Origin of the sequence: Kribbella sp. CA-293567 (assembly GCF_027627575.1) — a bacterium.
Taxonomy (GTDB): domain Bacteria; phylum Actinomycetota; class Actinomycetes; order Propionibacteriales; family Kribbellaceae; genus Kribbella.
Window position 1 is genome coordinate 6,340,877 of sequence record NZ_CP114065.1, and the last position, 22,486, is coordinate 6,363,362.

General features: G+C 69.6%; 14 protein-coding genes. 5 read left to right on the forward strand and 9 right to left on the reverse strand.

Annotation, left to right across the window (positions count from 1 at the left end; all coding sequences use genetic code 11):
* Nucleotides 1-10: 10 nt before the first annotated feature.
* The 6 genes from OX958_RS29370 to OX958_RS29395 are packed head-to-tail and all read right to left on the reverse strand — an operon-like array spanning nt 11 to nt 9,544.
* Nucleotides 11-724 carry a sirohydrochlorin chelatase gene (locus tag OX958_RS29370; RefSeq protein WP_270133221.1) on the reverse strand — a complete coding sequence of 238 codons (714 nt, stop codon included), beginning with the start codon at nt 722-724 and terminating at the stop codon, nt 11-13.
* Entirely contained in the window at nt 721-1,845 is a 1,125-nt protein-coding gene (locus tag OX958_RS29375; protein WP_270133222.1) for a uroporphyrinogen-III synthase, read from the reverse strand. Before OX958_RS29375 ends, OX958_RS29370 begins: the two co-directional genes overlap by 4 nt.
* Entirely contained in the window at nt 1,838-2,170 is a 333-nt protein-coding gene (gene nirD / locus OX958_RS29380; RefSeq protein WP_270133223.1) for a nitrite reductase small subunit NirD, read from the reverse strand. Before nirD ends, OX958_RS29375 begins: the two co-directional genes overlap by 8 nt.
* Nucleotides 2,167-6,057, reverse strand: coding sequence for a nitrite reductase large subunit NirB (gene nirB / locus OX958_RS29385; RefSeq protein WP_270133224.1), 3,891 nt, complete (start codon nt 6,055-6,057; stop codon nt 2,167-2,169). Before nirB ends, nirD begins: the two co-directional genes overlap by 4 nt.
* Nucleotides 6,054-8,165 carry a molybdopterin oxidoreductase family protein gene (locus OX958_RS29390; protein WP_270133226.1) on the reverse strand — a complete coding sequence of 704 codons (2,112 nt, stop codon included), beginning with the start codon at nt 8,163-8,165 and terminating at the stop codon, nt 6,054-6,056. Before OX958_RS29390 ends, nirB begins: the two co-directional genes overlap by 4 nt.
* On the reverse strand, nt 8,162-9,544 hold the full coding sequence (locus OX958_RS29395; protein ID WP_270133227.1) for an MFS transporter: 1,383 nt from the start codon (nt 9,542-9,544) through the stop codon (nt 8,162-8,164). Before OX958_RS29395 ends, OX958_RS29390 begins: the two co-directional genes overlap by 4 nt.
* A gap of 146 nt (nt 9,545-9,690) precedes the next feature.
* On the opposite strand from OX958_RS29395, the gene OX958_RS29400 reads away from it, so the two are divergent.
* The 3 genes from OX958_RS29400 (at nt 9,691) to OX958_RS29410 (ending at nt 13,853) form a co-directional block, all read left to right on the forward strand.
* Complete coding sequence (locus OX958_RS29400; protein WP_270133228.1) at nt 9,691-11,868, forward strand: MMPL family transporter; 2,178 nt, start codon at nt 9,691-9,693, stop codon at nt 11,866-11,868.
* 60 nt (nt 11,869-11,928) lie between these two features.
* Complete coding sequence (locus OX958_RS29405; RefSeq protein ID WP_270133230.1) at nt 11,929-13,368, forward strand: Nramp family divalent metal transporter; 1,440 nt, start codon at nt 11,929-11,931, stop codon at nt 13,366-13,368.
* Nucleotides 13,369-13,475: 107 nt separating this feature from the next.
* Nucleotides 13,476-13,853: a DUF427 domain-containing protein gene (locus OX958_RS29410; RefSeq protein ID WP_270133231.1), complete on the forward strand. Its 378-nt coding sequence runs from the start codon at nt 13,476-13,478 to the stop codon at nt 13,851-13,853.
* On the opposite strand, the gene OX958_RS29415 is transcribed toward OX958_RS29410, so the two are convergent.
* The 3 genes from OX958_RS29415 to OX958_RS29425 are packed head-to-tail and all read right to left on the reverse strand — an operon-like array spanning nt 13,844 to nt 19,446.
* On the reverse strand, nt 13,844-16,195 hold the full coding sequence (locus tag OX958_RS29415; protein WP_270133232.1) for an XRE family transcriptional regulator: 2,352 nt from the start codon (nt 16,193-16,195) through the stop codon (nt 13,844-13,846). The genes OX958_RS29410 and OX958_RS29415 overlap by 10 nt on opposite strands.
* The gene (locus OX958_RS29420) at nt 16,188-18,527 is read right to left on the reverse strand and encodes an ATP-binding protein (RefSeq protein ID WP_270133234.1); all 2,340 of its coding nucleotides are present in this window, start codon (nt 18,525-18,527) and stop codon (nt 16,188-16,190) included. The genes OX958_RS29415 and OX958_RS29420 overlap by 8 nt, the downstream gene beginning before the upstream one ends.
* Nucleotides 18,520-19,446 (reverse strand): SMP-30/gluconolactonase/LRE family protein, encoded by a 927-nt coding sequence (locus OX958_RS29425; RefSeq protein ID WP_270133235.1) that lies wholly within the window; start codon nt 19,444-19,446, stop codon nt 18,520-18,522. The genes OX958_RS29420 and OX958_RS29425 overlap by 8 nt, the downstream gene beginning before the upstream one ends.
* Nucleotides 19,447-19,665: 219 nt before the next feature.
* Between OX958_RS29425 and OX958_RS29430 the strand changes: the two genes are divergently transcribed.
* Together OX958_RS29430 and OX958_RS29435 are read left to right on the forward strand one after the other, a co-directional pair.
* The gene (locus tag OX958_RS29430; protein ID WP_270133236.1) at nt 19,666-21,435 is read left to right on the forward strand and encodes an acetyl/propionyl/methylcrotonyl-CoA carboxylase subunit alpha; all 1,770 of its coding nucleotides are present in this window, start codon (nt 19,666-19,668) and stop codon (nt 21,433-21,435) included.
* A 169-nt stretch (nt 21,436-21,604) separates the two neighbouring features.
* Nucleotides 21,605-22,483 carry a peptidylprolyl isomerase gene (locus tag OX958_RS29435; protein WP_270133237.1) on the forward strand — a complete coding sequence of 293 codons (879 nt, stop codon included), beginning with the start codon at nt 21,605-21,607 and terminating at the stop codon, nt 22,481-22,483.
* Nucleotides 22,484-22,486 lie beyond the last annotated feature (3 nt).

Sequence of the window (22,486 nt, forward strand, 5' to 3'; positions counted from 1 at the left end):
GCGCCAAAGATTAGACCGCCACCACCGACAGTTTCCTGGCAGCGTCGTACCGCGCCATCGCCAGTCCCGCGATTCGCGGATCGGCCCCGAGCGGCGCGCTGACCGGCAGTCCCCCGGCGATCCGCCGGACTCGGTCCGCGAAGAATCCAGGCGCCAGCAAGTACGTCGCCACCGCAACCCGCCCGGTACGACGTCCCGAACCGCCGGCCGTCCGATCGAGCACCGGCCCGAGCCGCTCACCGGCACCGGAGACGTATCCGACCTCCACCGGCCTGTCGATCCTCTCCGCCAGCAACGCGGCTGTCGCCGAGCAGTCGAGCAGCGCCCGCCGATCCGACGACCCGGCAGCAGCAAGCACCACCTGATCGATCCCGCGGAGATCCACACAGGCCCGCAACCGATCCACCAGTACTTCGGCCAGCACCGGATCCGGTCCCAACGCGGAAGCGGTCTGCACCTGATGCGGCCGCCGCTCGGCCTCACGGGCGATGTCCACCGCCGTGTGGTAGCCGCTGCTCAACAACAACGGCACCACCACAAGTTGATTGCTGTCAGCAACTACCCGGTCCACCAACCCCGGCAGCGCCGGTACGTCGACGTCCACGAATCCCAGCGAGATCGGCACTTCGGGCCGGGCCGCGGCCATCAACCGGACCAGCTCGTGCACCTCATGAATCCCACGAGGGTCCGCGGTGCCGTGCGCCGCTGCCACCAGGTCGATCATGTCGTCACCGGCACCGGTTCGACGGCCAACCGGTACCCACGCCGTACGACGGTCCGAACCAGCTCCGGATGCCCGACCGCCGTACGCAACCTGTTCACCGTCACCTCCACCGCATGAACGTCCTCCGCGCCGGGCAGCACAGCCAGCAGATCCGGCCGGGACACCACATCTCCACCCGCCGCCACCAAGGCCGCCAGAACCGCTCGGGGACCAGGACCCAGCGGCAGCACGACACCATCCAGCACAGCTGCGCCGCCCCGGATCACCAGTTGCCCGAAGGCGGTTTGGATGGAGCGCGCGTTGTCGTCGGTCAACCGATCGGTGACGATCCGGATCAACGCACCGAGCCGGAACCGGTCGGGCACCAAAGGCTCCAGCCCCAGCGCCAAGAACGGCCCCGCGGTGATCGGTCCGACACAGGCATTCATCACCCGGCCGGTCCGCAGCGCGGCTACCAGCGCGTCGTACTGCCCGTTCAGGGCCGCCGCATCGAGCAGCGCCTGCGCACCCGGCGCTGACGTGTGCACGACAGCATCCACACCGCCCGCGCAGATCTGCCCGATCGTCCGCTCGACCGCGGCCGGATCAGGCGCCGGACCCCACCGATACACCTCCAGCCCACGCACCGATGCTCCGACCGCCCGCAAGGCGTCCTGCAACGACGGATCGGACAACCCATGCAGCTGTACGACGATCTTGCGCCCCGCGACGCCCTGATCGCGCAGCCAGTCGACCACCTCCGCCGTCGTCTCCGACCGGGCCGACCAGTGCTCGACCAAGCCGGCCGCCCGGATCGCACCCCGGGCCTTCGGTCCACGCGCCAGGATCCGCGCCTGGTCCAGCGTGCCCAGCAGATCGGCCGCGAGCCCCACGGTGTCAGCGGCCTCGATCCACCCGCGGAACCCGACCGCGGTCGTCACCACCACGTCGTCCGGCGGATTGGCGATCACCCGCCGGGTCGCCTCGATCAGCGGCTGGTCGTCGGCGGCCGGCACGATCTGCAGCGTCGGCGCGTGCAGCACCTTCGCGCCCCGGCGCTCGAACGATGCGATCAGGTCGTCCGCCCGCCGATGGGCGGTGACGGCGATCGTGCAGCCGCTCAGCGGACCCGGCTTAGTCACCGACGATCACCTGACCGCCGGCGATACGCACCGGGTACACCGTCAGAGCCAGCGAGGGATCGTCCAGACAGATGCCGGTGCGCAGATCGTAGACCTGCTTGAACATCGGCGACGCCACCGTCGGTACGTCGCCCCGGCTGCCGACGATCCCGCGCGACATCACGTTGGCGCCACTCACCGGATCCTGATTGCCGAGGGCAAAGACCGAACCGTCGTAGGTGCGGAACAGTGCGATCTGCCGTTCCCCGACCAACGCGGCGACCCCGCGTTCCGGCAGCAGCGCGTCGTACCCGCAGACCACCATCGCTGTCGTCGAGACACTCATCGGCGTACCTCCAGTCGGGGACCGGCGAGCAGCACCGGTTCGAGTTGCCCGCGTTCGGACGGCGTCGCCGGCCGGGGCTGGTTGCGTTCGACCACGTAGCGCAGGTCGGCGTCGGGCTGGTCCGGCGCGTTGACGAACGAGACGAACCGGGCCAGCTTGTCCGGGTCCCGCAGGGTGGCCTGCCACTCGTCGACATAGGAGTCGACGTGCGCCGCCATCGCCGCGTCCAGGTCGGCCGCGATCCCGAGACTGTCGTTCAGTACGACGTCGCGAACATGCTCGAGCCCGCCTTCGATCTGGTTCACCCAGACCGCGGTCCGCTGCAACCGGTCACCGGTCCGGACGTAGTACATCAGGAACCGGTCGATTGCCTGCAGCAACTGCTCGTCGGTCAGGTCCGAGGCGAACAGCTGCGCGTGCCGTGGCGTCATGCCACCGTTGCCGCCGACGTAGAGGTTCCAGCCGTTCTCGGTGGCGATCACCCCGACGTCCTTGCCCCGCGCCTCGGCACACTCGCGCGCGCAACCGGAGACGCCGAGCTTGATCTTGTGCGGCGAGCGCAGCCCGCGATAGCGCAGCTCCAACGCGATCGCCATCCCGACGGAGTCCTGTACGCCGTACCGGCACCAGGTCGAGCCGACACACGACTTCACCGTCCGCAACGCCTTGCCGTAGGCGTGCCCGGACTCGAACCCGGCATCGACCAGCCGCTGCCAGATGGCCGGCAACTGCTCGATCCGCGCGCCGAACAGGTCGACCCGCTGCCCACCGGTGATCTTGGTGTAGAGCCCGAAGTCGCGGGCCACCTCGCCGATCGCGATCAGGCCCTCCGGCGTCACCTCACCACCGGGGATCCGAGGCACCACGGAGTACGTGCCGTCCTTCTGGATGTTGGCCATCACGTGGTCGTTGGTGTCCTGCAGTGTCGCCCGCTCACCGTCGAGCACGTGCCCCGCCGGATCCAGACTGGACAGGATCGACGCGACCACCGGCTTGCAGATGTCGCAGCCACGCCCTGACCCGTGCCGCTCGACGATCTCACTGAAGGTCCGCAGCCCGGTCACCCGGACGACGTCGAACAGTTCGGCGCGGGACAGCGCGAAGTGCTCGCACAGTGCCTTGCTGACCTCGACACCGGCCGCGGCCAGTTCGGTGTTCAGGATGTTCTTGACGATCGGCAGACACGAACCGCAACTCGTACCGGCCTTCGTCTTGCCACACAGCGACTTCAGGTCGCCGCACCCCTCGTCCCGGACCGCGCAGCGAATGGTGCCGGCAGCAACGTTGTTGCACGAGCACACCGGCGCGTCGTCCGGCAGCTCCAGCTGGGCAGGCTGAGAGCCCTCCGGCAGTAGGTACGACGCCGGATCGGCGCCGAGCTGCCGCCCGACCATCGGTCGCAGTCCCGAGTACGCCGAGGCGTCGCCGACCAGGATGCCGCCGAGCAGGGTCCGCGCGTCGTCGGACAGCACCAGCTTCTTGTAGACGCCCGCCACCGGATCGGCGTACACGATGTCGAGCGCGCCCTCGGTGGTCCCGAAGGCGTCGCCGAAGCTGGCGACGTCGACCCCGAGCAGCTTGAGTTTCGTGGAGGTGTCCGCGCCCGGGAAGGTCGCCTCGCCGCCCAGCAGCCGGTCGGCGACGATCTCCGCCATCGCGTACCCCGGCGCGATCAGCCCCCAGACCCGGCTGTCGATGCAGGCCACCTCGCCGATCGCCCAGACGCCGGGCACCGAGGTCCGGCAACCGTCGTCGACGACCACACCACCCCGTTCGCCGATCGCCAGCCCGGCCGCCCGGCCCAGCTCGTCCCGCGGCCGTACGCCGGTCGCGAACACCACCACGTCGGCCGGAAGATCCTTGCCCTCCGCAACGGCCATCGCGCGCGCCGCGCCCTGGGAGGTGGTCTTGACCCGGGTGGTCTGGGTCGAGGTCAGCACCTCGATGTCGAGGTTGCGGATCAGCCTGGCCAGCGCGCTACCGCCGCCCTCGTCGACCTGGAGCGCCATCAGCCGCGGCGCGAACTCGACCACCTTCGTCGCCGCGCCGAGGGCCCGGAGCGCACCGGCGGCCTCGAGGCCGAGCAGGCCGCCGCCGACCACGACCCCGTTCACTTCCTTGCCTTCGGCCCGTAGCCGCTCGACGTAGACCCGCAGCGCCGCGACGTCGTCGATCGTCCGGTAGACGAAGCAACCCTCGGCGTCGCTGTTCTTGATCGGCGGGACGAAGGCGTAGGAGCCGGTCGCGAGCACCAGTTCGTCGTACCCGATGAGCTCGTCGCGGGCGGTCGTGACGGTCTTGGCCGCCGGGTCGAACGCGACGGCCGTGACGCCCTTGCGCAAGGTGACGGCCGGATCGTCCCAGAGCTCGGGCTCGCCGAGGGAGAGGTCGTGCGGGTCGCGGCCGGAGAAGTAGCTGGTCAGCGCGACCCGGTCGTACGGCATCCGTGGTTCCTCGGCCAGCACGGTGATGCGCCAGGCGGTCTCGGCGTCGCGTGCTCGCAGCGCCTCCACCAGCCGGTGCGCGACCATGCCGCCACCGACGATCACCAAGTGCCGGGCCTTTGTCAGCTCTGTCATGGTCGCCCTTCTGGTCGGGACGGGTTCGCTCTCGCCGCGCCGGAGCCGGTCGAGCAGGTCGCCGACGGCTCCGGTACAGCTTCCGCAGCCGGTCGTCGCCCTGGTCTTCGCCGCGATGTCGGCCACACTGTCGGCACCGCCCTGCCAGGCCGCCTCGATGGCGACTCTGGTCACTCCGTTGCAGCGGCAGACGGTCATGTTCTTCCGCTGTGCCGCCGGTTGCTCCGGTGCCGAGAGCAACAACTCCGCCGGCACCTGGGTCCGGCGGTCGGCCAGCTGCATCAGCTCAGCCGCAGCCTCCGGGGCGTTGACGGCGACGGCTGCCTCGACCACGCCGTCCCGCAGTACGGCGCGCAGGTAGCGGTGGTCGTCGGCCAACTGCACGACCTCACCGAGACTGTCGCGCTCGCCCAGCACCATCAGCTCGAGCCCACCCGCGCTGATCCGGACCACTTCCCGCGCCAACTCGTACGCCGTACCGCGCAGCTGCGCCGCCAACGCATCCGCCTGATCCCAGGCCGCGCTCACCGTGCCGCAGACCAGCCCGTCGACCTCGGCGCACGCACCGATCGCGTGCACCCGCTCGTCGACCGGACTCGTCAACCGCTCGTCGACCACGACCCCGGCGCCGACCGGCAGCCCAGCCGCGACGGCCAGCTCAGTTCGTGCCCGCACTCCAGCGGTGACCATCAGCAACTCGCCGTGGACGGCCTGTCCCCCGTCGAGCACCAAGGCCCTGAACGCGCCGTCCCTCAGGTCGGTCCGCCGAACCTCCGAGTTGAGCAGCACCTCGACACCGAGTTCCCGTACCACCCGGGTGATCGCTCGCCCCGCCGTCGGCCGAACCGTCTTGTCCAGCAGGGTTTCGCCGTCGTGCACCACCGTGACCGCAACACCACTCTCGCGCACCACACAGGCCGTCTCGACCCCGAGCACCCCACCACCTAGCACCACAGCCCGCCGGACCCTGCCGCCCGCCAATCCGCCCTGCAGACCAGTGCCAGTGCCCAGACCGACCCTCAGGCCAGCGCCCGAACCAGCGCTCGCCAGGAACGCCCTGGTCTCCTCAGCGGACCGGGTCACGCAGTAGCCCTCGATCCCCGCCGGCACCACCGGCTCGCTCCCGGTCGCGAACACCACCTTCTCGTACGACCACGCCCGACCGCCCGCATCAACAACCACCCGCGCCGCCCGATCGACCTGGACCGCCGGATTGTCAGCCCCCAGCAGCACCACCTCATCGCCCAGCACCGAGGCCAGCCGCCGCCCGGCCACCCCACCACCGATCACCACCACGCGCCCGCTCATGCCGACCGCTCCGCCAGCGGCAGCGCTTCGGCCGTCAACTCGACCGCGCACACCTTGAACTCCGGCATCCGGGAGATCGGGTCCAGCGCGTCGTTGGTCAGCTCGTTGACCGCCCCCGCCCCGCCGAAGTGGAACGGCACGAACACCGTGTCCGGCCGGACCTCGTCCGTCACCCGCGCGACGAGCACCATCGACCCCCGAGCGGTCCGCAGCCGCACCGGACGCCCGTCCACGATCCCCAACTGCGCGGCCACTCGCGGGTGGATCTCCGCGAACACCTCCGGCTCGGCCGCCAGCAGTTCCGGCACCCGCCGGGTCTGCGCTCCGCTCTGGTAGTGCTGCAACAACCGTCCGGTGACGAGGTAGAGCGGCGCCTCCGCCCGAAGATCGTCAGCGACCGGCCGGTGGTCCACGCAGATCACCCGAGCGAGCCCGTCCGGCGTACCGAAGCGGTCCGCGAACAGCCGGGGCGTCCCTGCGTGTTCTTCAGAAGGACATGGCCAGAACAACGCCTCACCGGCGTCGAGCCGCTCCCAGCTGATCCCCGCATAGTCGGCGATCCCGCCCGCGCTCGCGATCCGTAGCTCCTCGAAGATTGCGGCCGGGTCGGTCGAGAAGGCGACCTCGGGCCGCAACCGGGAGGCCAACCCACCGAAGACAGCCAAGTCGCTCCGCACCGAACCCGGCGGCTCGACAGCCGCCCGCCGGCGCAGTACGCGCCCTTCGAGAGAAGTCATCGTGCCCTCCTCCTCGGCCCACTGGGTGACCGGGAAGACGACATCCGCCAGCATCGCGGTCTCCGACGGTACGACGTCCGCCACCACCAGCAGGTCGAGCGAGGCAAGTCGCTCCCGCACTGACGCCAGCCGAGGCGCGGACACCAGCAGATTGCTGCCGTGCACCAGCAACGCGCGCGGACCGTCCGCAGTACCGAGCGCATTGATCAGCTCGACCGCGCTCCGCCCCGGACCAGGCAACGACTCCTCGGCCACTCCCCAGACGTCAGCGACATGTGCTCGCGCAGCAGGATCGGAAATACTCCGGTACCCCGGCAGCTGGTCGGCCTTCTGCCCGTGCTCCCGACCTCCCTGCCCGTTTCCTTGCCCCGTGACGCAGCCGTAGCCACTGCCGACCCGCCCAGGCAACCCGAGCGCCAGCGCCAGGTTGATACAAGCCGTGACCGTGTCGGTCCCCTTGCTCTGCTGCTCAGCCCCACGCCCGGTCAAGACGAAGGCCCCTGCCCCACCGTGAACCGGCGCAGCAGCCGCCAGCACCCGGGCCGCCCGCCGGATCGTCGCCGCCGGTACGCCGGTCAGGCGCTCCGCCCGCTCCGGCCACCAGCCCGCCGTCGACCGGTACAGCCCGTCCGGGTCATCGGTCCGCTCAGCCAGATACGCAGTATCGGCCAGCCCTTCCTGCAGTACTACGTGCGTCAGCGCGAGCACCAGCGCCAGATCCGTCCCGGGCGTCGCCTGGAGGTGGATGCCACCCAGCTGAACAGTCGCGCTGCGTCGCGGATCCACCACCAGCAGGCCACCGGCCTCGCGGGCGGTCGCGAGATGCGCCACCGCCGGCGGCATCGTCTCGGCAAGGTTGCTGCCGACAAGCAAGATCGCCTCGGCCCCCGCCAGATCCGCCAGCGGGAACGGCAGTCCACGGTCGATCCCGAAGGATCGATTCGTCGCAGCGGCCGCGGACGACATACAGAACCGGCCGTTGTAGTCCACGTTCGCGGTCCGCAACACCACCCGGGCGAACTTGCCCAGCGCATAGGCCTTCTCGTTCGTCAGTCCGCCGCCACCGAAGACCGCGACCGAATCGTTGCCGTGAGCATCTTGTAGCGATCGGAGGCGGTCGGCAACTAAGTCCAACGCGAAGTCCCAGGTCGTCTCGGCCAGTTCACCGGAGGCGTCCCGGACCAACGGCGTCGTGAGCCGATCGGGCACGGTCAGCACCTCTGCAGCGGTCCAGCCCTTGCGGCACAGTCCGCCACGGTTGGTCGGGAAATCCCGCGGCCGCACCTCGACCGAACCCGGTTTGTCGACCGGGTGGAGGGTCGTGGCGCACTGCAGCGCGCAGTACGGGCAGTGAGTGGCGACTGCAGTCACACGCGCTCCTGGCTGAGCGGGCCGCCTCGGCGGAGGTAGCAGAAGTAGGTGACCAGAAGGCAGACGACGTAGAAGCCACAGAAGGTGTAGAGCGCGGGCACCAGCGACCCGTACTGGTCCGTCGACATCGCGAAGCCGCGGGGTACCAGGAAGCCGCCGTACGCACCGACTGCGGACGCGATCCCGATACACGCGGCGGCCTCCCGCCGGGCCCGGATCGGCTCCGGCTTGCCGTCGAGGTCCCGCGTGGTCTGCCGGAACACCGCAGGAATCATCCGGTACGTCGACCCGTTGCCGGCGCCGCTGGCCACGAACAGCACCAGGAAGCTGAGCAGGAACCAGGTGAAGCTGCCCGCGTTCAGCGCGGCGATCGCCGACAGGATGCCGGCGCCCATCACCACGAACGCGCAGACCGTCACCCAGGCGCCGCCGACCAGGTCGGACAGCTTGCCGCCGAACGGCCGCGACACCGAGCCGACCAGCGCGCCGAGGAAGGCGATGTGCGCCACCGTGATCTCGGGAAAGGTGGTCTTGATCAGCAGCGGGAAGGCCGCGCCGAAGCCGATGAAGGAGCCGAAGGTACCGATGTAGAGGAACGAGATGACCCAGGTGTGCGGCCGCTTCGCCGCCGCGATCGAGGCCCGGAACGACGAGGTGGCCGCGGACAGGTTGTCCATCAGCCGCCAGGCCAGCACCGCGGCCAGCAGGATCAGCGGGATCCACATCAACCCGGCCCGGTTGAGCGTCAGCCCGGCACCGGCCACGATCACGATCGGCACCAGCAGTTGGACCACGGCCACACCAAGGTTGCCGCCGGCCGCGTTCAGGCCGAGCGCGAAGCCCTTGTCGCGCTCGGGATAGAAGAAGGAGATGTTGGTCATGCTGCTGGCGAAGTTGCCGCCGCCGGCACCTGCCGTGGCCGCGACCAGCGCCATCACCCAGAACGGCGTGTCCGGCCGGCTGACGAAGAAGGCCAGCCCGGAGGCCGGGATCAGCAGCAGCAACGCGGAGACGATCGTCCAGTTCCGGCCGCCGAACTTCGGCACGGCGAAGGTGTAGGGCAGCCGCAGGGTGGCACCGACCAGGCTCGGCAACGCGATCAGCCAGAACATCTGGTTGGTCGTGTAGGCGAACCCGGCGGCCGGCAGCGAGACCACGACGATGCTCCACAGTTGCCAGACCGAGAAGCCGAGGAACTCGGCGAAGATCGACGGCCACAGGTTCCGCCGGGCCACCCGGCGGCCCTTCGCCGCCCAGAACTCACCGTCCTCGGGCTCCCAGACGTCGATCCAGCGCCCGCGCCGGGGCGCTTCGACGGTACCCACCGCGCCGGCCCGGTCGCGGGTGGTGACGACCTCCGGTCGAGCCTCGATCGTCATCGTTCGTCTCCGATCAATCGCCTCACCTGATTAGCTCAGGACGCTATGACCGGGGTGTTTCCGCGTGGTCATCTCGTTGTTACGCCGTCGAAACGGCTACCGCACACCTCCCGGCCGGCGGTGAGAGGAATGGGTACTGTTCCGCCATGACCGACGAGCAGGATCTGGTGGAAAAAGCAACGACCGGGCGGCGTTCGAACCGCCGCTGGGCCTGGCGCGCGGGCGTGGCCGCCGTACTGATCGCCTGGCTGGTGCTGGGATCGCTCGGCGGGCCGACGGTCGGCCGGCTGAGCGAGGTGCAGGAGAACGACAACGCCAACTTCCTGCCGAAGCAGGCCGAGTCCACGCTGGTCAGCAACGAGTCGGCCAAGTTCGTCGACTCCACCGCCCTGCCGTACTTCGTCCTGATCGAACGCGACAGCGGGATCACTCCCGACGATCTGGCCAAGGCGAACGCCTTCCTGGCCAAGGTGCCGTCGATCGAGCTGGGCGAGGGCAAGACCATCGGCCAGTACCTCGCCTCGCCGGCCAGGACGGTGGTGCCGTCGCAGGACAAGAAGGCGCTGCTGCTCACCGTCGAACTGGACGGTGACCGCGCCGACGACGTGGTCAAGGAAGGCGAGACCGTGCTGTTCGCGGTCGCCGACCAGATGCGCAACGAGATCAAGCAGTCGCTGACCCCGACCGGGCTGTCGGTCTACGTGACCGGGCCGGGTGGGGTGTTCGCCGACTTCGTGGTCGCGTTCGGCGGGATCGACGGGATCCTGCTGGGCGTTGCCCTGGTCGTCGTCTTCATCATCCTGCTGATCGTCTACCGCAGCCCGGTGCTCCCGATCGCCGTCCTACTGACGGCCGTCTTCGGTCTCGCGCTCGCGGCCCTGGTGGTCTATCCGCTCGCCAAGAACAACGTGATCGAGCTGAACGGGCAGAGTCAGGGCATCCTCTTCATCCTGGTCGTCGGCGCCGCGACCGACTACTCGTTGCTGCTCGTCTCCCGGTACAAGGAAGAACTGCACGACTTCGAGAGCAAGTACGACGCCATGCGGGTGGCCTGGCGGGCCTCGATCGAGCCGATCGCCGCCAGCGCCGCGACCGTCATCCTCGGTCTGCTCTGCCTGCTGCTGTCCCAGCTGGGCAGCACCAAGGGCCTCGGCCCGGTCGGCGCGATCGGCATCGCCGGCGCGCTGGTCTCCTCGATGACCTTCCTGCCCGCGGTGCTGCTCGCCTTCGGCCGGCGGATCTTCTGGCCGGCCATCCCCCGCGTCGACCACGTGCACGCCAGCGACCAGGTCGGCGGCCGGAAGCTGTGGGGCCGGGTCTCCGGTCTGGTCGGCCGTAGCCCCCGCAAGGTCTGGGTCCTCAGCGCTCTCGGCCTGCTGGCCTGCGGTGCCTTCCTGCCGACCTTCAGCGCTTCGGGGATCTCGCAGGAGGACCTGTTCCTGGACAAGGTCGAATCGGTCACCGGCCAGGAGCAACTGGCGAAACACTTCGATGCCGGCGCCGGGACACCGGTGCAGATCCTCACCCCGCTCGACCAGGCCGAGAAGGTGGTCCAGACGGCGACGAAGGTCGACGGCGTCGGTACCGCGACCGCGTCGCCGGCGCCAGGTACGCCGCCGAAGGTGGTCGAGGGCAAGGTGCTGGTCCAGGCGACGCTCAAGGTCGCCGCCGACTCCCCCGACGCGACCAAGGTGGTCGAGCACCTGCGGACCGAACTCGACACGATCAGCCCGGACATCCTGGTGGGCGGCACCACGGCGATCAACCTCGACGTACTGAACGCCAGCGAGCGGGACCTCAAGGTGATCATCCCGGCAATCCTGGCGGTCATCTTCGTCGTCCTGATGCTGTTGCTGCGCTCTGTCCTGGCCGCGGTCCTGCTGGTGTTGTGCAACGTGCTGTCGTTCGGCGCCACCGTCGGCGTCAGCGCGCTGGCCTTCAACCACCTGTTCGACTTCCCGGGCGCGGATCCCTCGATCCCGCTCTACGCCTTCGTCTTCCTGGTTGCCCTGGGCATCGACTATTCGATCTTCCTGATGACCCGGGTGCGGGAGGAGTCGATCGCGCAGGGCACCCGTAAGGGCATCCTGGTCGGCCTCGCCGTCACCGGCGGGGTGATCACCTCGGCCGGCGTCGTACTGGCCGCCACCTTCTCCGCCCTGGCGGTGCTGCCGATCCTGTTCCTGGTCCAGATCGCCTTCATGGTTGCCTTCGGCGTGCTGCTCGACACCACGGTCGTCCGCTCCCTGCTGGTGCCCGCCCTCTCGCACGACATCGGCCGCAAGGTGTGGTGGCCGAGCAAGCTGTCTCGCGCGGACCACTAGCCGTCGGGCCGCGTGGCGCATTAGGGTCCCGTCAGGGGGTTGAGGAAGGTGAGGAGCCAGATGGCAGACACCACGTCCACAGACCACGACAGGTTCAACCTGCCGACGAAGAACCTGCCCGCGCCGCAGGTCCGCGACCTGCCCGATCCACCGTCGCAGACCTGGCGGATCGTCGGGCCGGGAATGGTCGGCGCCGGGGTCGGGCTCGCCTCCGGCGAGTTCATCCTCTGGCCGTACATCGCCTCCCAGGTCGGGCTGGTGTTCCTCTGGGGCGCCGTCGTCGGGGTCGCGATCCAGTGGTTCCTGAACATGGAGATCGAGCGGTACACGCTGGCCACTGGTGAGACAGCGTTGACCGGCTTCAACCGCTACGGCAAGCACTGGGGCCTGTTCTTCGCGATCATGACGTACTTCGCGAACCTCTGGCCCGGCTGGGCGACCAGCTCCGCCTCGATGCTGACCTACCTGTTCGGCGCCGGCGACCCACGCTGGATCGCGATCGGCATCCTGGTGGTGATCGGCCTGATCCTGACCCTGGCGCCGGTCGTCTACGTGATGCTGGAGCGGCTGATCTTCGTCAAGATCGCGGCCGTCGCGGTGCTGGTGATCCTGGCCCTGATCTTCGCCATCCGCGGCAGGACCTACAGCGCCCTCGGCGACGCCGTCACGCACCCGGAGTTCCCGGTCAGCACCCTCGGTTTCGCCCTGATGATGGGCGCGATCGCGTACGCCGGAGCCGGTGGCGGGCAGAACCTGTGCCAGAGCAACTGGATCCGGGACAAGGGCTTCGGGATGGGCGTCCACGTCCCCCGGCTGACCTCCCCGGTCACCGGGGAGAAGGCCGCCGACCCGCACGCCAACGGCTTCACCTTCCCGCCCGACGCCGCGAACCTGGCCCGCTGGAAGCGCTGGTGGAAGTTCACCAACCTCGAGCAGGCACTGACCTTCGTGCTGATCACGGTGGCCACCATCCTGTTCACCTCGATGCTGGCCCACGCCACCTTGTTCGGCGACGACAGCGTCAAGAACAACATCAGCTTCCTGAAGATCGAGGGTGTCAACCTGCAGAACCTGGTGGGCGGCTGGTTCGGCTACCTGTTCTGGGCGATCGGCGCGTTCTCGCTGTTCGCCGCGGCGGCCGGCATCGTCGACTACACCTCCCGGCTGGCCTCCGACATGATCAAGGCCCGCTACCTGCGCACCTCCACCATCACCGAGTCCAAGCTGTACTTCTGGCTGGTCTGGGGACTGGTTGCCTTCGGCATCGTCGTCCTGCTGGCCGGCCTGTCCCAGCCGCTGGTGCTGCTGACCATCTCGGCCTGCACGGCCGGCACGATGATGTTCGTCTACTCCGGTCTGCTCTGGTGGATGAACTCCCGGGCCCTCCCCCGGGCGATCCGGATCAGCCGCCTCCGCACCGGCGTCATGCTGTTCGCCTTCCTGGCCTTCGGCTTCCTGGCGGTCTTCACGATCATCGACCAGTTCAAGAAGAACTTCTGAAGCGCCAACTCCCGGGCCCCGGACAGGAGTCGGTCTGGGACTACCCCAGACCACCGGCCGTCGAGCTGTCCACCGAGCGTGTCATCGCCACGCTCGGTGGCCTGCTCGTGGTCGACACCACCACGTCGTACCGGGTGCTGGAGACCAGCCACCCGCCGACCTACTACCTGCCCCGCGCGGCGTTCACCCCCGGCGTACTGCGCGAAGCAGCCGGTACGTCGTACTGCGAATGGAAGGGCGTCGCGTCCTACCTGACCATCGCGGCGGGCGACCGGGTGGCCGAGGCGAAAGCCTGGTTCTATCCGGAGCCGGTACCGGCGTACGGCGTACTGGCGGACCACATCGCGTTCTATCCCGGCGCGATGGACACCTGCGCCATCGACGGCGAACAGGTCCAGCCGCAACCCGGCAACTTCTACGGCGGCTGGATCACGTCCCGCGTGGTCGGCCCGTTCAAGGGCGAGCCGGGCACCGCCTATTGGTGACCGGTCAGCAGAGCACGAAGTTCGTCGGTCCGTGGCGCTCCGTGCCGGGCGAGTAGGTCGAGCGCGGAGCGCCACTGGGCCACAGCCTGGTCGGGCCTGCCCGCCGCCTCGAAGACCCGGCCGAGATGCTCCCGGACCCGCGCCTCGGACTGCCAGGTGCCTTGCATCGTCTCGAGTGCGGCGAGCAGGTGTTCTTCGGCCGTCTCGAGATCGCCCAGCTCCAGTTGGGTCCGGCCGAGCTGTTCGAGCGCCTCGGCGACACCGAACTCGTCGCCGTTCGCGACCGCTGCCGCCCGGCACTCCTCGAAGTACGTCAGCGCCTCGTCGTACCGGCCGACCTCTCGGTACGAGACCCCTGCTGTCCAGAGGGCCCAATGGACTTCCAATCTGTGCCCCAGCCGGCGCATCACGTCGACGGCGCGGTGGAAGTTCTGGTCCTGCGCATCGGTTCGCCCTTGTTTTCCGGCCGCGGTCCCGAGGACCAGCCGCCCCTCCGCTTCCGCGATCTCGTCCCCGTGCCGCAACGCGTCGGCGATCCCTAGGCCGGCCGAGGCGATCGCCTCGTCGCAGTGACCGAGCTCCACCAGGAAATCGCCGAGATAGATCTGCCCGTACCGGTACTGCGTCTCGCACTCGATCATCTTCGGAGCGGCGAGCGCGGTCTCCATATGCTCGATCGCCAGCGAGTACAGACCGGCAGCACCGCACTGCTGGGCGAGCTCGAACGCCACCACGCCCGCGGCGTACGGGTCACCGACGGTCCGCTCGGCGGTGAGCGCGAGCGTTCCGAGCATCACTCCGTCGGAGTACCGGCGCCGTTCGCTGGTGTATTCCAGCAACCCGAAGACGACTCTGGCGACCTCGGCCCGCTCGACGGTCGTGCCACCGGCAGCCCGCCGGACCGCACCGACGATCTCGTCGAACTCCTCGTCGAACCAGGCATAGGCCTGCTGTCGCGGGACGCGTTCCGCCCCCGCCGTCCAACTCGCCTCGAACCAGTCGATCGCCAGCCAGCCCGGGGGTTCGGGCGACCGGCTCTGCCAAACCATCCCTGAGTACAGCCGCAGAACCCGCAACCGCGCCGCCTCGCGAGCCGGCTCGTCGGTCAGCTCGGCCGTCGTCTCCTGGACGAAGCTGCGGATCAGGTCGTGCATCCGGTAGCGCTGCGGGGCCGGCGAATCGAGCAGGTGCAGGTCGACCAGCCGTTCCAGCCGGTCCTCCACCTCGGCGACCGGCAGGTCGAGCAGGGCTGCCGCGACCCGGGCGTCGAGCTCGTTGCCCTGGTGCAGTCCGAGCAGTCTGAAGGTGCCCACGGCATCGGCATCGCGCTCGGCCGCCGCGGCCAGTGAGAACTCGATACTCGCCCGGACGTCGAGATCGGCGATCGAGAACTCGTCCAGTCGCCGGCGGCTGCTCTCCAGCCGCTCGACCAGGTCGGCAACGGTCCAAGCTGGTTCGGCCGCGAGCCGAGCGCCGACGACCCGCAGAGCCAGTGGGAGGCCGCCGCAGAGCCGAACGATCGAGAGCGCGCCGACCGGATCGGCGGCGATCCGGCCACCACCGACGACGAGGGACAGCAACGCCAGGGCGTCGTAGTCCGGAAGGACGTCCAAGGCCACCCGGGCGACGCCGGGCAGCGCGCTCAGCTTTCGGCGGCTGGTGATCAGGACTGCGCAGGTCGATGTTCCCGGCAGCAACGGCGCGACCTGTGCCGCATCGGCCGCGTTGTCCAGAAGGACCAGCACCCGTCGGCCGGCCAAGGCCGACCGGTAGCGGGAAGCAGTCGCGGCGACGTCCTGCGGATCCTCCGGCGCCCCGACTCCCAGGCTGCTCATCAGCTGGCCCAACGCCTGTTCGACCGGCATCGGGCGCCCCGGGCCGAAACCGCGCAGGTTCAGGTACAGCTGCCCGTCCGGGTAACGATCGGCCAGCCGATGAGCGACATGCACCGCGAGCGTGGTCTTGCCGACACCGCCCATCCCGGAGACCGCGGACGTCAGCACGACGCCCGGGCGCAGCTCGGGGGCCCCGAGCACCTTCTCGATCTCGGCGACCTGCTGCTCGCGACCGGAGAAGTCGTCGAGGTCGTCGGGCAACTGACGGATCTCTTCGCCCCGCGACACCGGCCGGGACCCAGCGGCGACCAACTCGGCCCGCTGGTCGTCGGTCAGGCCGAGACCGTCGCTCAACAGCGCCAGCGTGGCCGGCCGAGGACGGCGGCGGCGGCCGGTCTCCAGCGCCCGGATGCCCTCGACGCTGACCCCGGCCGCCGCAGCCAAGACCTCCTGCGACAAGCCGGCGGCCTTGCGGAAGCCTCGGAGTACCGGGCCGAAGTCAGACATTCGACCGCAGTTCTTCGACTCGTGTGACTCCGTGGCGAGCCGCGAGGTCCTGTGCGGAGCTTAGTTGCGCCGCGGCCTCGGCCGGGCGGCCCATCGCTTGAAGGACCCGCGCCAGGTGCTCCCGGACGCGGGCTTCGGACTGCCAGGTGCCACGCACCATTTCGAGGGCGGAGGTCAGGTGCTGCTCGGCGCGGTCCAGGTGACCGCGGGCGAACTCGGTACGGCCGAGATCCTCGACGGCCTCGGCCACCCCGAAGGTGTCACCGGCAGCGAGGGCCGTCGTTCGGCACTCTTCGAAGAGGGCCAGGGATTCGTCGAACCGTCCGGACTCCCGGTATGCGGTTCCGACGGTTCCCAGAACCCAGCGGCGCGCGTTGGCGTCGCCGACCTTGTGCACGAGCTCGACGGCGCGCTCGAACTCGTGATCCCGGGCGGAGGGCCGTCCTTGTCGGCCGGCGATGATCCCGAGGATCACCCGCCCGTCTGCCTCCACAGCCAGGTCGCCCAGGCGCACCGCACCCGCGATCCCCCGGTCGGCCGACGCGATCGCCTCCTCGTAGCGCCCGAGTTCGGCGAGATACTCACCGAGGAAGACCTGCCCTTCCGCGGCCATCTCCTCGTACTTGACCGTTGCCGGTACCGCGAGCGCGGTTGTCATGTGCTCGGCCGCCAGTGGGTAGCGGCCTGCGGCGCCGCAGTGCTGGGCGAGGTCGAACGCCACCAGAGCAGTCGCCCGAGGGTCGCGGAACGACTGCGCCGCCGCGAGGGCGATGGCGCCCAGCGCGACGCCGTCGGAGTACCGGCGCCGGGCGTGCAGGTAGGGCATCAGTCCGACGACGATCCTGACCGCCATGGCCTGTTCCTCGGGCGGTCCGGTCGCGGCGCGCCTGATCGCGGCGATGATCTCGTCGATCTCCTCGTCCAGCCAAACGTGCAGCTCCTCGAGCGAGGACTCCGGCACGTCCGCAGTCCAGCCCGGTTCGCTCCAGTCGTCCGTCATCGGCGTGACGAACCAGAGCGTCCTGCTCCGCCACGTCATCGCGAGATACAGCCGCAGTACCCGCAGCCGCGCGGCGTCCCGAGCCGCCTCGTCGGTCAGCTCCGCGGTGGTCTCATCGACGAAACTCCGGATCAGGTCGTGCATCCGGTAGCGCTGTGGCGCCGGCGATTCCAGCAGGTGCAGGTCGACCAGCCTTTCCAGGCAGTGGTCGGCCTCGGGAACGGAGAGGTCGAGCACGGCGGCCGCCACCCGAAGATCGAGCTCTTCGCCTTCGTGCAGCCCGAGCAACCGGAAGGCACCGACTGCCCGGGCATCACGCTCGGCCGCCGCGGACAACGAGAACTCGATGCCGGCCCGGACGTCGAGATCGGCGATCGACAGCTCGTCCAGGCGCCGGCGATCGCTGTCCAGCCGGCCGTTCAAGTCAGCGAGGCTCCACGACGGCTCGTCCGCGAGCCGGGCGCCCGCGATGCGCAAGGCCAGCGGGAGGCCGCCGCACAACCGCACGATCGACAGCGCGCTGGCCCGATCTTCAGCCACCCGGGCCGCCCCGACCATCGTGGCGAGCATCTCCAGCGCCTCCTGGTCCGGCAGCACCTCCAGCGCCACCCGGGCGACGCCGGGCAGCGAGCTGAGCGTCCGGCGACTCGTGATCAGTACTCCGCAGGTCGATGCCCCCGGCAACAAAGGTGCCACCTGCGCGGCACTGACCGCGTTGTCGAGCAGCACCAGAACCCGGCGGCCGGCCAGTGCCGACCGGTAGCGCGAGGCGGCTTCGTCCACGTCGTGCGGATCGTCCGGACCGCGCAGCCCCAAACTCTGCGTCAGCCGGCCGAGCGCTTCCTCGACCGTCAACGGCCGGCCCGGCCCGAATCCCCGGAGATTGAGGTACAGCTGGCCGTCGGGGTAGCGATCGGCCAGCCTGTGCGCGACATGGACGGCCAGGGCGGTCTTGCCGATGCCACCCATTCCCGCGATCGCCGACGTCATCACAACGCCCGGCCGTTTCTCCCCGGCCGCGAAGGCCCGCACGAGCGCGGCCACCTGGCGCTCACGCCCGGAGAAGTCGGCCAGGTCGTCGGGCAGCTGGCGCGGTACCTCGGCCCCGGCTTTCGTCCGTGCTCCCGCGGCCACCAGTTCGGCCCGCTCGACCTCGCTCAGCGCGAGACCGTCACCGAGCAGCTTCAGCGTGGCCGGGCGGGGATGCCGCCGGCGACCGGTCTCCAGCAGCTTGATCCCCTCGACGCTGACGCCGGAGACGTCGGCGAGACGCTCCCGCGACAAGCCGGCGGCCTTGCGGAAGCCTCGGAGTACCGGGCCGAAGTCAGACATTCAGGTCGTACGCCTGCCTTCCGCCGTTGACCGTGGTGAAGAGCGAGTAGAGCGACGTGGTGGCGGTCAGGAAGAGGCGGTTGCGCTTGGCGCCGCCGAAGCAGAGGTTGGAGACGGTCTCGGGGACCAGGAGCTTGCCGAGCAGGGTGCCGTCGGGGTGGTAGACGTGGACGCCGTCGGCGGCCGCGCCCCAGACCCGGCCTTCGCTGTCGAGGCGGATGCCGTCGAACGCGCCGTTGCCGCACTCGGCGAACAGCTCACCACCGGACAGTTTGTCCCCGTCGACGGTGAAGACCCGGATGGTCGCCTCTTCCGTGTCGGTCACGTAGAGCAGGTTGCCGTCGTTGGAGAAGGCCAAACCGTTCGGCCGGTTGAAGTCGTCGGCAACCACGGTCAGCGTGCCGTCCGGAGCGATCCGGTAGACGTGGCAGCCGCCGACCTCGATCTCCCCCTGATACCCCTCGTAGTCACTGTCGATCCCGTACGCCGGATCGGTGAACCACACCGCGCCGTCCGCGCCCACCACGACGTCGTTCGGGCTGTTCAGCCGACCGCCGTTGTATCCGTCGGCGAGCACCCGGATCGACCCGTCGTGCTCGGTGCGCGTCACCCGGCGGTTGCCGTGCTCGCAACTGACCAAGCGGCCCTGCTCATCCATGGTGTGCCCGTTGGTGTTCCCGGCCGGCTCCCGGAACACCGACACCTGGTACGACGTCTCGTCCCAGCGCAGGATCCGGTCACTGGGGATGTCGCTCCACACCAGGTACCGCCCGGCCGCCGAGTACGCCGGTCCCTCCAGCCATCGCCCACCGGTCCACAACCGCTCGAGTCGCGAGTCCCCCCGGATCCCGGCGAAGCGGTCGTCCAGCTTCACCCACTCGGCAGGGACGGTTCCAGCCAACGGCTCAAGCAGAGGCATCCGGGACGCTCCTCATCGAAGTACCGACGTTGTCACCCGTGATCGTACGACCGCGAGGCCCCGTCCGCGTTCCACTTGCTGGACGAAGTGACCAGTCAGTAGACAGTCACCGGCCCGGAGCGCCGGTTCGAGCGGCCGGCCACGCTGGTGTGACATAGAACCTGTCACCCCTGAGGTCTTGTTGACCCTAGACTCAGCCGGGCCGAAGGGAGTTCAGCTGTGTCTGACAGCAAGCGCATCACCAAGGTTCTGGTCGCGAACCGGGGCGAGATCGCCGTCCGGGTCGTTCGTGCCGCCGCCGACGCGGGGCTGGGCAGCGTCGCCGTGTACGCCGAGCCCGACCGCGACGCCCTGTTCGTCCGGCTGGCCGACGAGGCCTATTCGCTGGACGGCGCGACGCCGGCCGACTCCTACCTGAACATCGCCAAGATCCTCGACGTCGCGGCCCGCTCCGGCGCGGACGCGGTGCACCCGGGCTACGGCTTCCTGGCCGAGAACGCCGAGTTCGCCCAGGCGGTGCTCGACGCCGGCCTGATCTGGATCGGCCCGCCGCCGTCGGCGATCGACTCGCTGGGCGACAAGGTGAAGGCCCGGCACATCGCCGAGAAGGTCGGCGCGCCGCAGGTCCCCGGGACGCCGAACCCGGTGGCCGACGCCGGCGAGGTGGTGGCCTTCGCCACGGAGTACGGGCTGCCGATCGCGATCAAGGCGGCGTACGGCGGTGGCGGTCGCGGGATGAAGGTCGCGCGCACGATGGAAGAGGTGCCGGAGCTGTTCGAGTCGGCGACCCGGGAGGCGATCAGCGCCTTCGGTCGCGGCGAGTGCTTCGTCGAGCGCTACCTGGACAAGCCGCGGCACGTCGAGACCCAGTGCCTGGCCGATGCCCACGGCAACGTCGTGGTGATCTCCACCCGGGACTGCTCGCTGCAGCGCCGCTACCAGAAGCTGGTCGAGGAGGCGCCCGCGCCGTTCATCTCGGCCGAGCAGCTCGAGACGCTCTACACGTCGTCGAAGGCGATCCTGCGCGAAGCCGGGTACGTCGGCGCCGGCACCTGCGAGTTCCTGATCGGCCAGGACGGCCTGATCTCCTTCCTGGAGGTCAACACCCGGCTGCAGGTCGAGCACCCGGTCAGCGAAGAGGTGACCGGGATCGACCTGGTCCGGGAGATGTTCCGGATCGCCGACGGCGAGGAGCTCGGCTACGACGACCCGGAGGTGTCCGGCCACTCGATCGAGTTCCGGATCAACGCCGAGGACCCGGGCCGCGGTTTCCTGCCGGCGCCCGGCACGCTGACCAAGTGGCACGCGCCGTCCGGACCGGGCATCCGGCTCGACGGCGGCTACGACCAGGGCGAGACCGTGCCCGGGTCGTTCGACTCGCTGGTCGCCAAGCTGATCGTCACCGGTCGCGACCGGACCCAGGCGCTGGAGCGGTCCCGCCGCGCGCTGAAGGAGTTCGTGGTCGAGGGGATGCCGAGCGCCGTGCCGTTCCACGCGGCCGTGGTGAGCGACCCGGCCTTCGTCGGTGACGAGGGCTTCCAGGTGCACACCCGCTGGATCGAGACCGAGTTCGACAACCAGATCCCGCCGTACGACGGCGCCGCGGACGTCGCCGAGCAGGGCGAGCGGGAGAAGGTCACCGTCGAGGTCGGCGGCAAGCGGCTCGAGGTCGTCCTCCCCGCCGGGCTGGGCGCGTCGGGAGCGGCCGCCGCCGGTACGGCGAAGAAGAAGCCGTCCCGGCGCGCGGGTGGCAGCGGCAAGGCCGCCGCCTCCGGCGACTCGCTCACCTCGCCGATGCAGGGCACCATCGTGAAGATCGCCGTCGAAGAGGGCGCGACGGTCGCCGAGGGCGACCTGATCGTGGTCCTGGAGGCGATGAAGATGGAGCAGCCCCTGAACGCCCACCGCCCCGGCACCGTCACCGGCCTGTCCGCCGAGGTAGGCGCAACGGTGGCGGCAGGCGCGGCGATCTGCGAGATCAAGGACTGACCCCACCACTGGTGGGCTTGAACACCCGGCGGTGACCTTGAACAGGATATTTCTTGTCCAAGGTCACCGTTTGGTGTCCGCGGTCTCCACTTGTGGTGATCCACAGGCGTTTCTCAGGGTTTGGCGGTAGCTTCCCTGCAGGATTGCCGCGAGGTGAGGAGAACTTTGCATGTCCAGGAAGACCCACGAGCAGCAGCTGGCTCAACGCAAGGCGCAGCGACAGGCCGAGCGGCAGGCTGAACGCGCCAAGCAGCGGAGGATGGTGGCCGCCACCATCGCGGCGATCGTCGCGGTGGTCGCGGTGATCGGCGGCGGCGTCGTGCTGCTCGCCAAGAACACCGGGAACGACACCCCGGCGGCCGCGGACTCGCCGTCGGCGCCTGCCGCCGGAGCGGAGAACAAGCCGGTCTCGATCCCGACCGCGATCGCGCCGGCGCCGAAGCGCGCCAAGCCGCTCGCGGCGGAGGTGGACTGCGCCTACACCAAGTCCGCCGAGCCGGCCAGCAAGAAGGTCAACCCGCCGGCTGACGGCAAGGTCAAAGCCAGCGGCACCTCGAAGGTCTCCCTGAGCACCTCGGTGGGCGACCTGCAGTTCACCCTGGACAGCGCCCTCGCGCCCTGCACCGTGAAGAGCTTCCTGAACCTGGTCGGCCAGAAGTACTACGACAACACCACCTGCCACCGGCTCACCGTCGGCGAGGGACTGCAGGTGCTGCAGTGCGGCGATCCGACCACCGACGAGGCCCGCCAGGGCAGCGGCGGACCGGGGTACAGCTTCAAGGACGAGGTGTTCCCGGAGCTCAAGTACGGCCGCGGCGTGCTGGCGATGGCCAACTCGGGTCCCAACACGAACGGCAGCCAGTTCTTCGTCGTCTACGGCAGCGCCGGCCTGCCCCCGTCGTACTCGGCCTTCGGCACGATCGACAAGGCGAGTCTGGACATCATCGACAAGGTCGCGAACGCGGGCGTCGTGCCGGGCGGTGGCGGACCTACCGATGGCAGGCCCGCCACTCCGGTGGAGATCAAGACGGCGACCGCCGCCAGCTAGTAC

Excerpts from the sequence above, each read along its gene's own strand:
- OX958_RS29400 (WP_270133228.1), top strand. The coding sequence starts at position 9,691 with ATGACCGACGAGCAGGATCTGGTGGAAAAAGCAACGACCGGGCGGCGT.
- OX958_RS29395 (WP_270133227.1), bottom strand. The coding sequence starts at position 9,544 with ATGACGATCGAGGCTCGACCGGAGGTCGTCACCACCCGCGACCGGGCC.
- nirB (WP_270133224.1), bottom strand. The coding sequence starts at position 6,057 with ATGAGCGGGCGCGTGGTGGTGATCGGTGGTGGGGTGGCCGGGCGGCGG.
- OX958_RS29425 (WP_270133235.1), bottom strand. The coding sequence starts at position 19,446 with ATGCCTCTGCTTGAGCCGTTGGCTGGAACCGTCCCTGCCGAGTGGGTG.
- OX958_RS29420 (WP_270133234.1), bottom strand. The coding sequence starts at position 18,527 with ATGTCTGACTTCGGCCCGGTACTCCGAGGCTTCCGCAAGGCCGCCGGC.
- OX958_RS29435 (WP_270133237.1), top strand. The coding sequence starts at position 21,605 with ATGTCCAGGAAGACCCACGAGCAGCAGCTGGCTCAACGCAAGGCGCAG.
- OX958_RS29405 (WP_270133230.1), top strand. The coding sequence starts at position 11,929 with ATGGCAGACACCACGTCCACAGACCACGACAGGTTCAACCTGCCGACG.
- OX958_RS29415 (WP_270133232.1), bottom strand. The coding sequence starts at position 16,195 with ATGTCTGACTTCGGCCCGGTACTCCGAGGCTTCCGCAAGGCCGCCGGC.
- nirD (WP_270133223.1), bottom strand. The coding sequence starts at position 2,170 with ATGAGTGTCTCGACGACAGCGATGGTGGTCTGCGGGTACGACGCGCTG.
- OX958_RS29370 (WP_270133221.1), bottom strand. The coding sequence starts at position 724 with ATGATCGACCTGGTGGCAGCGGCGCACGGCACCGCGGACCCTCGTGGG.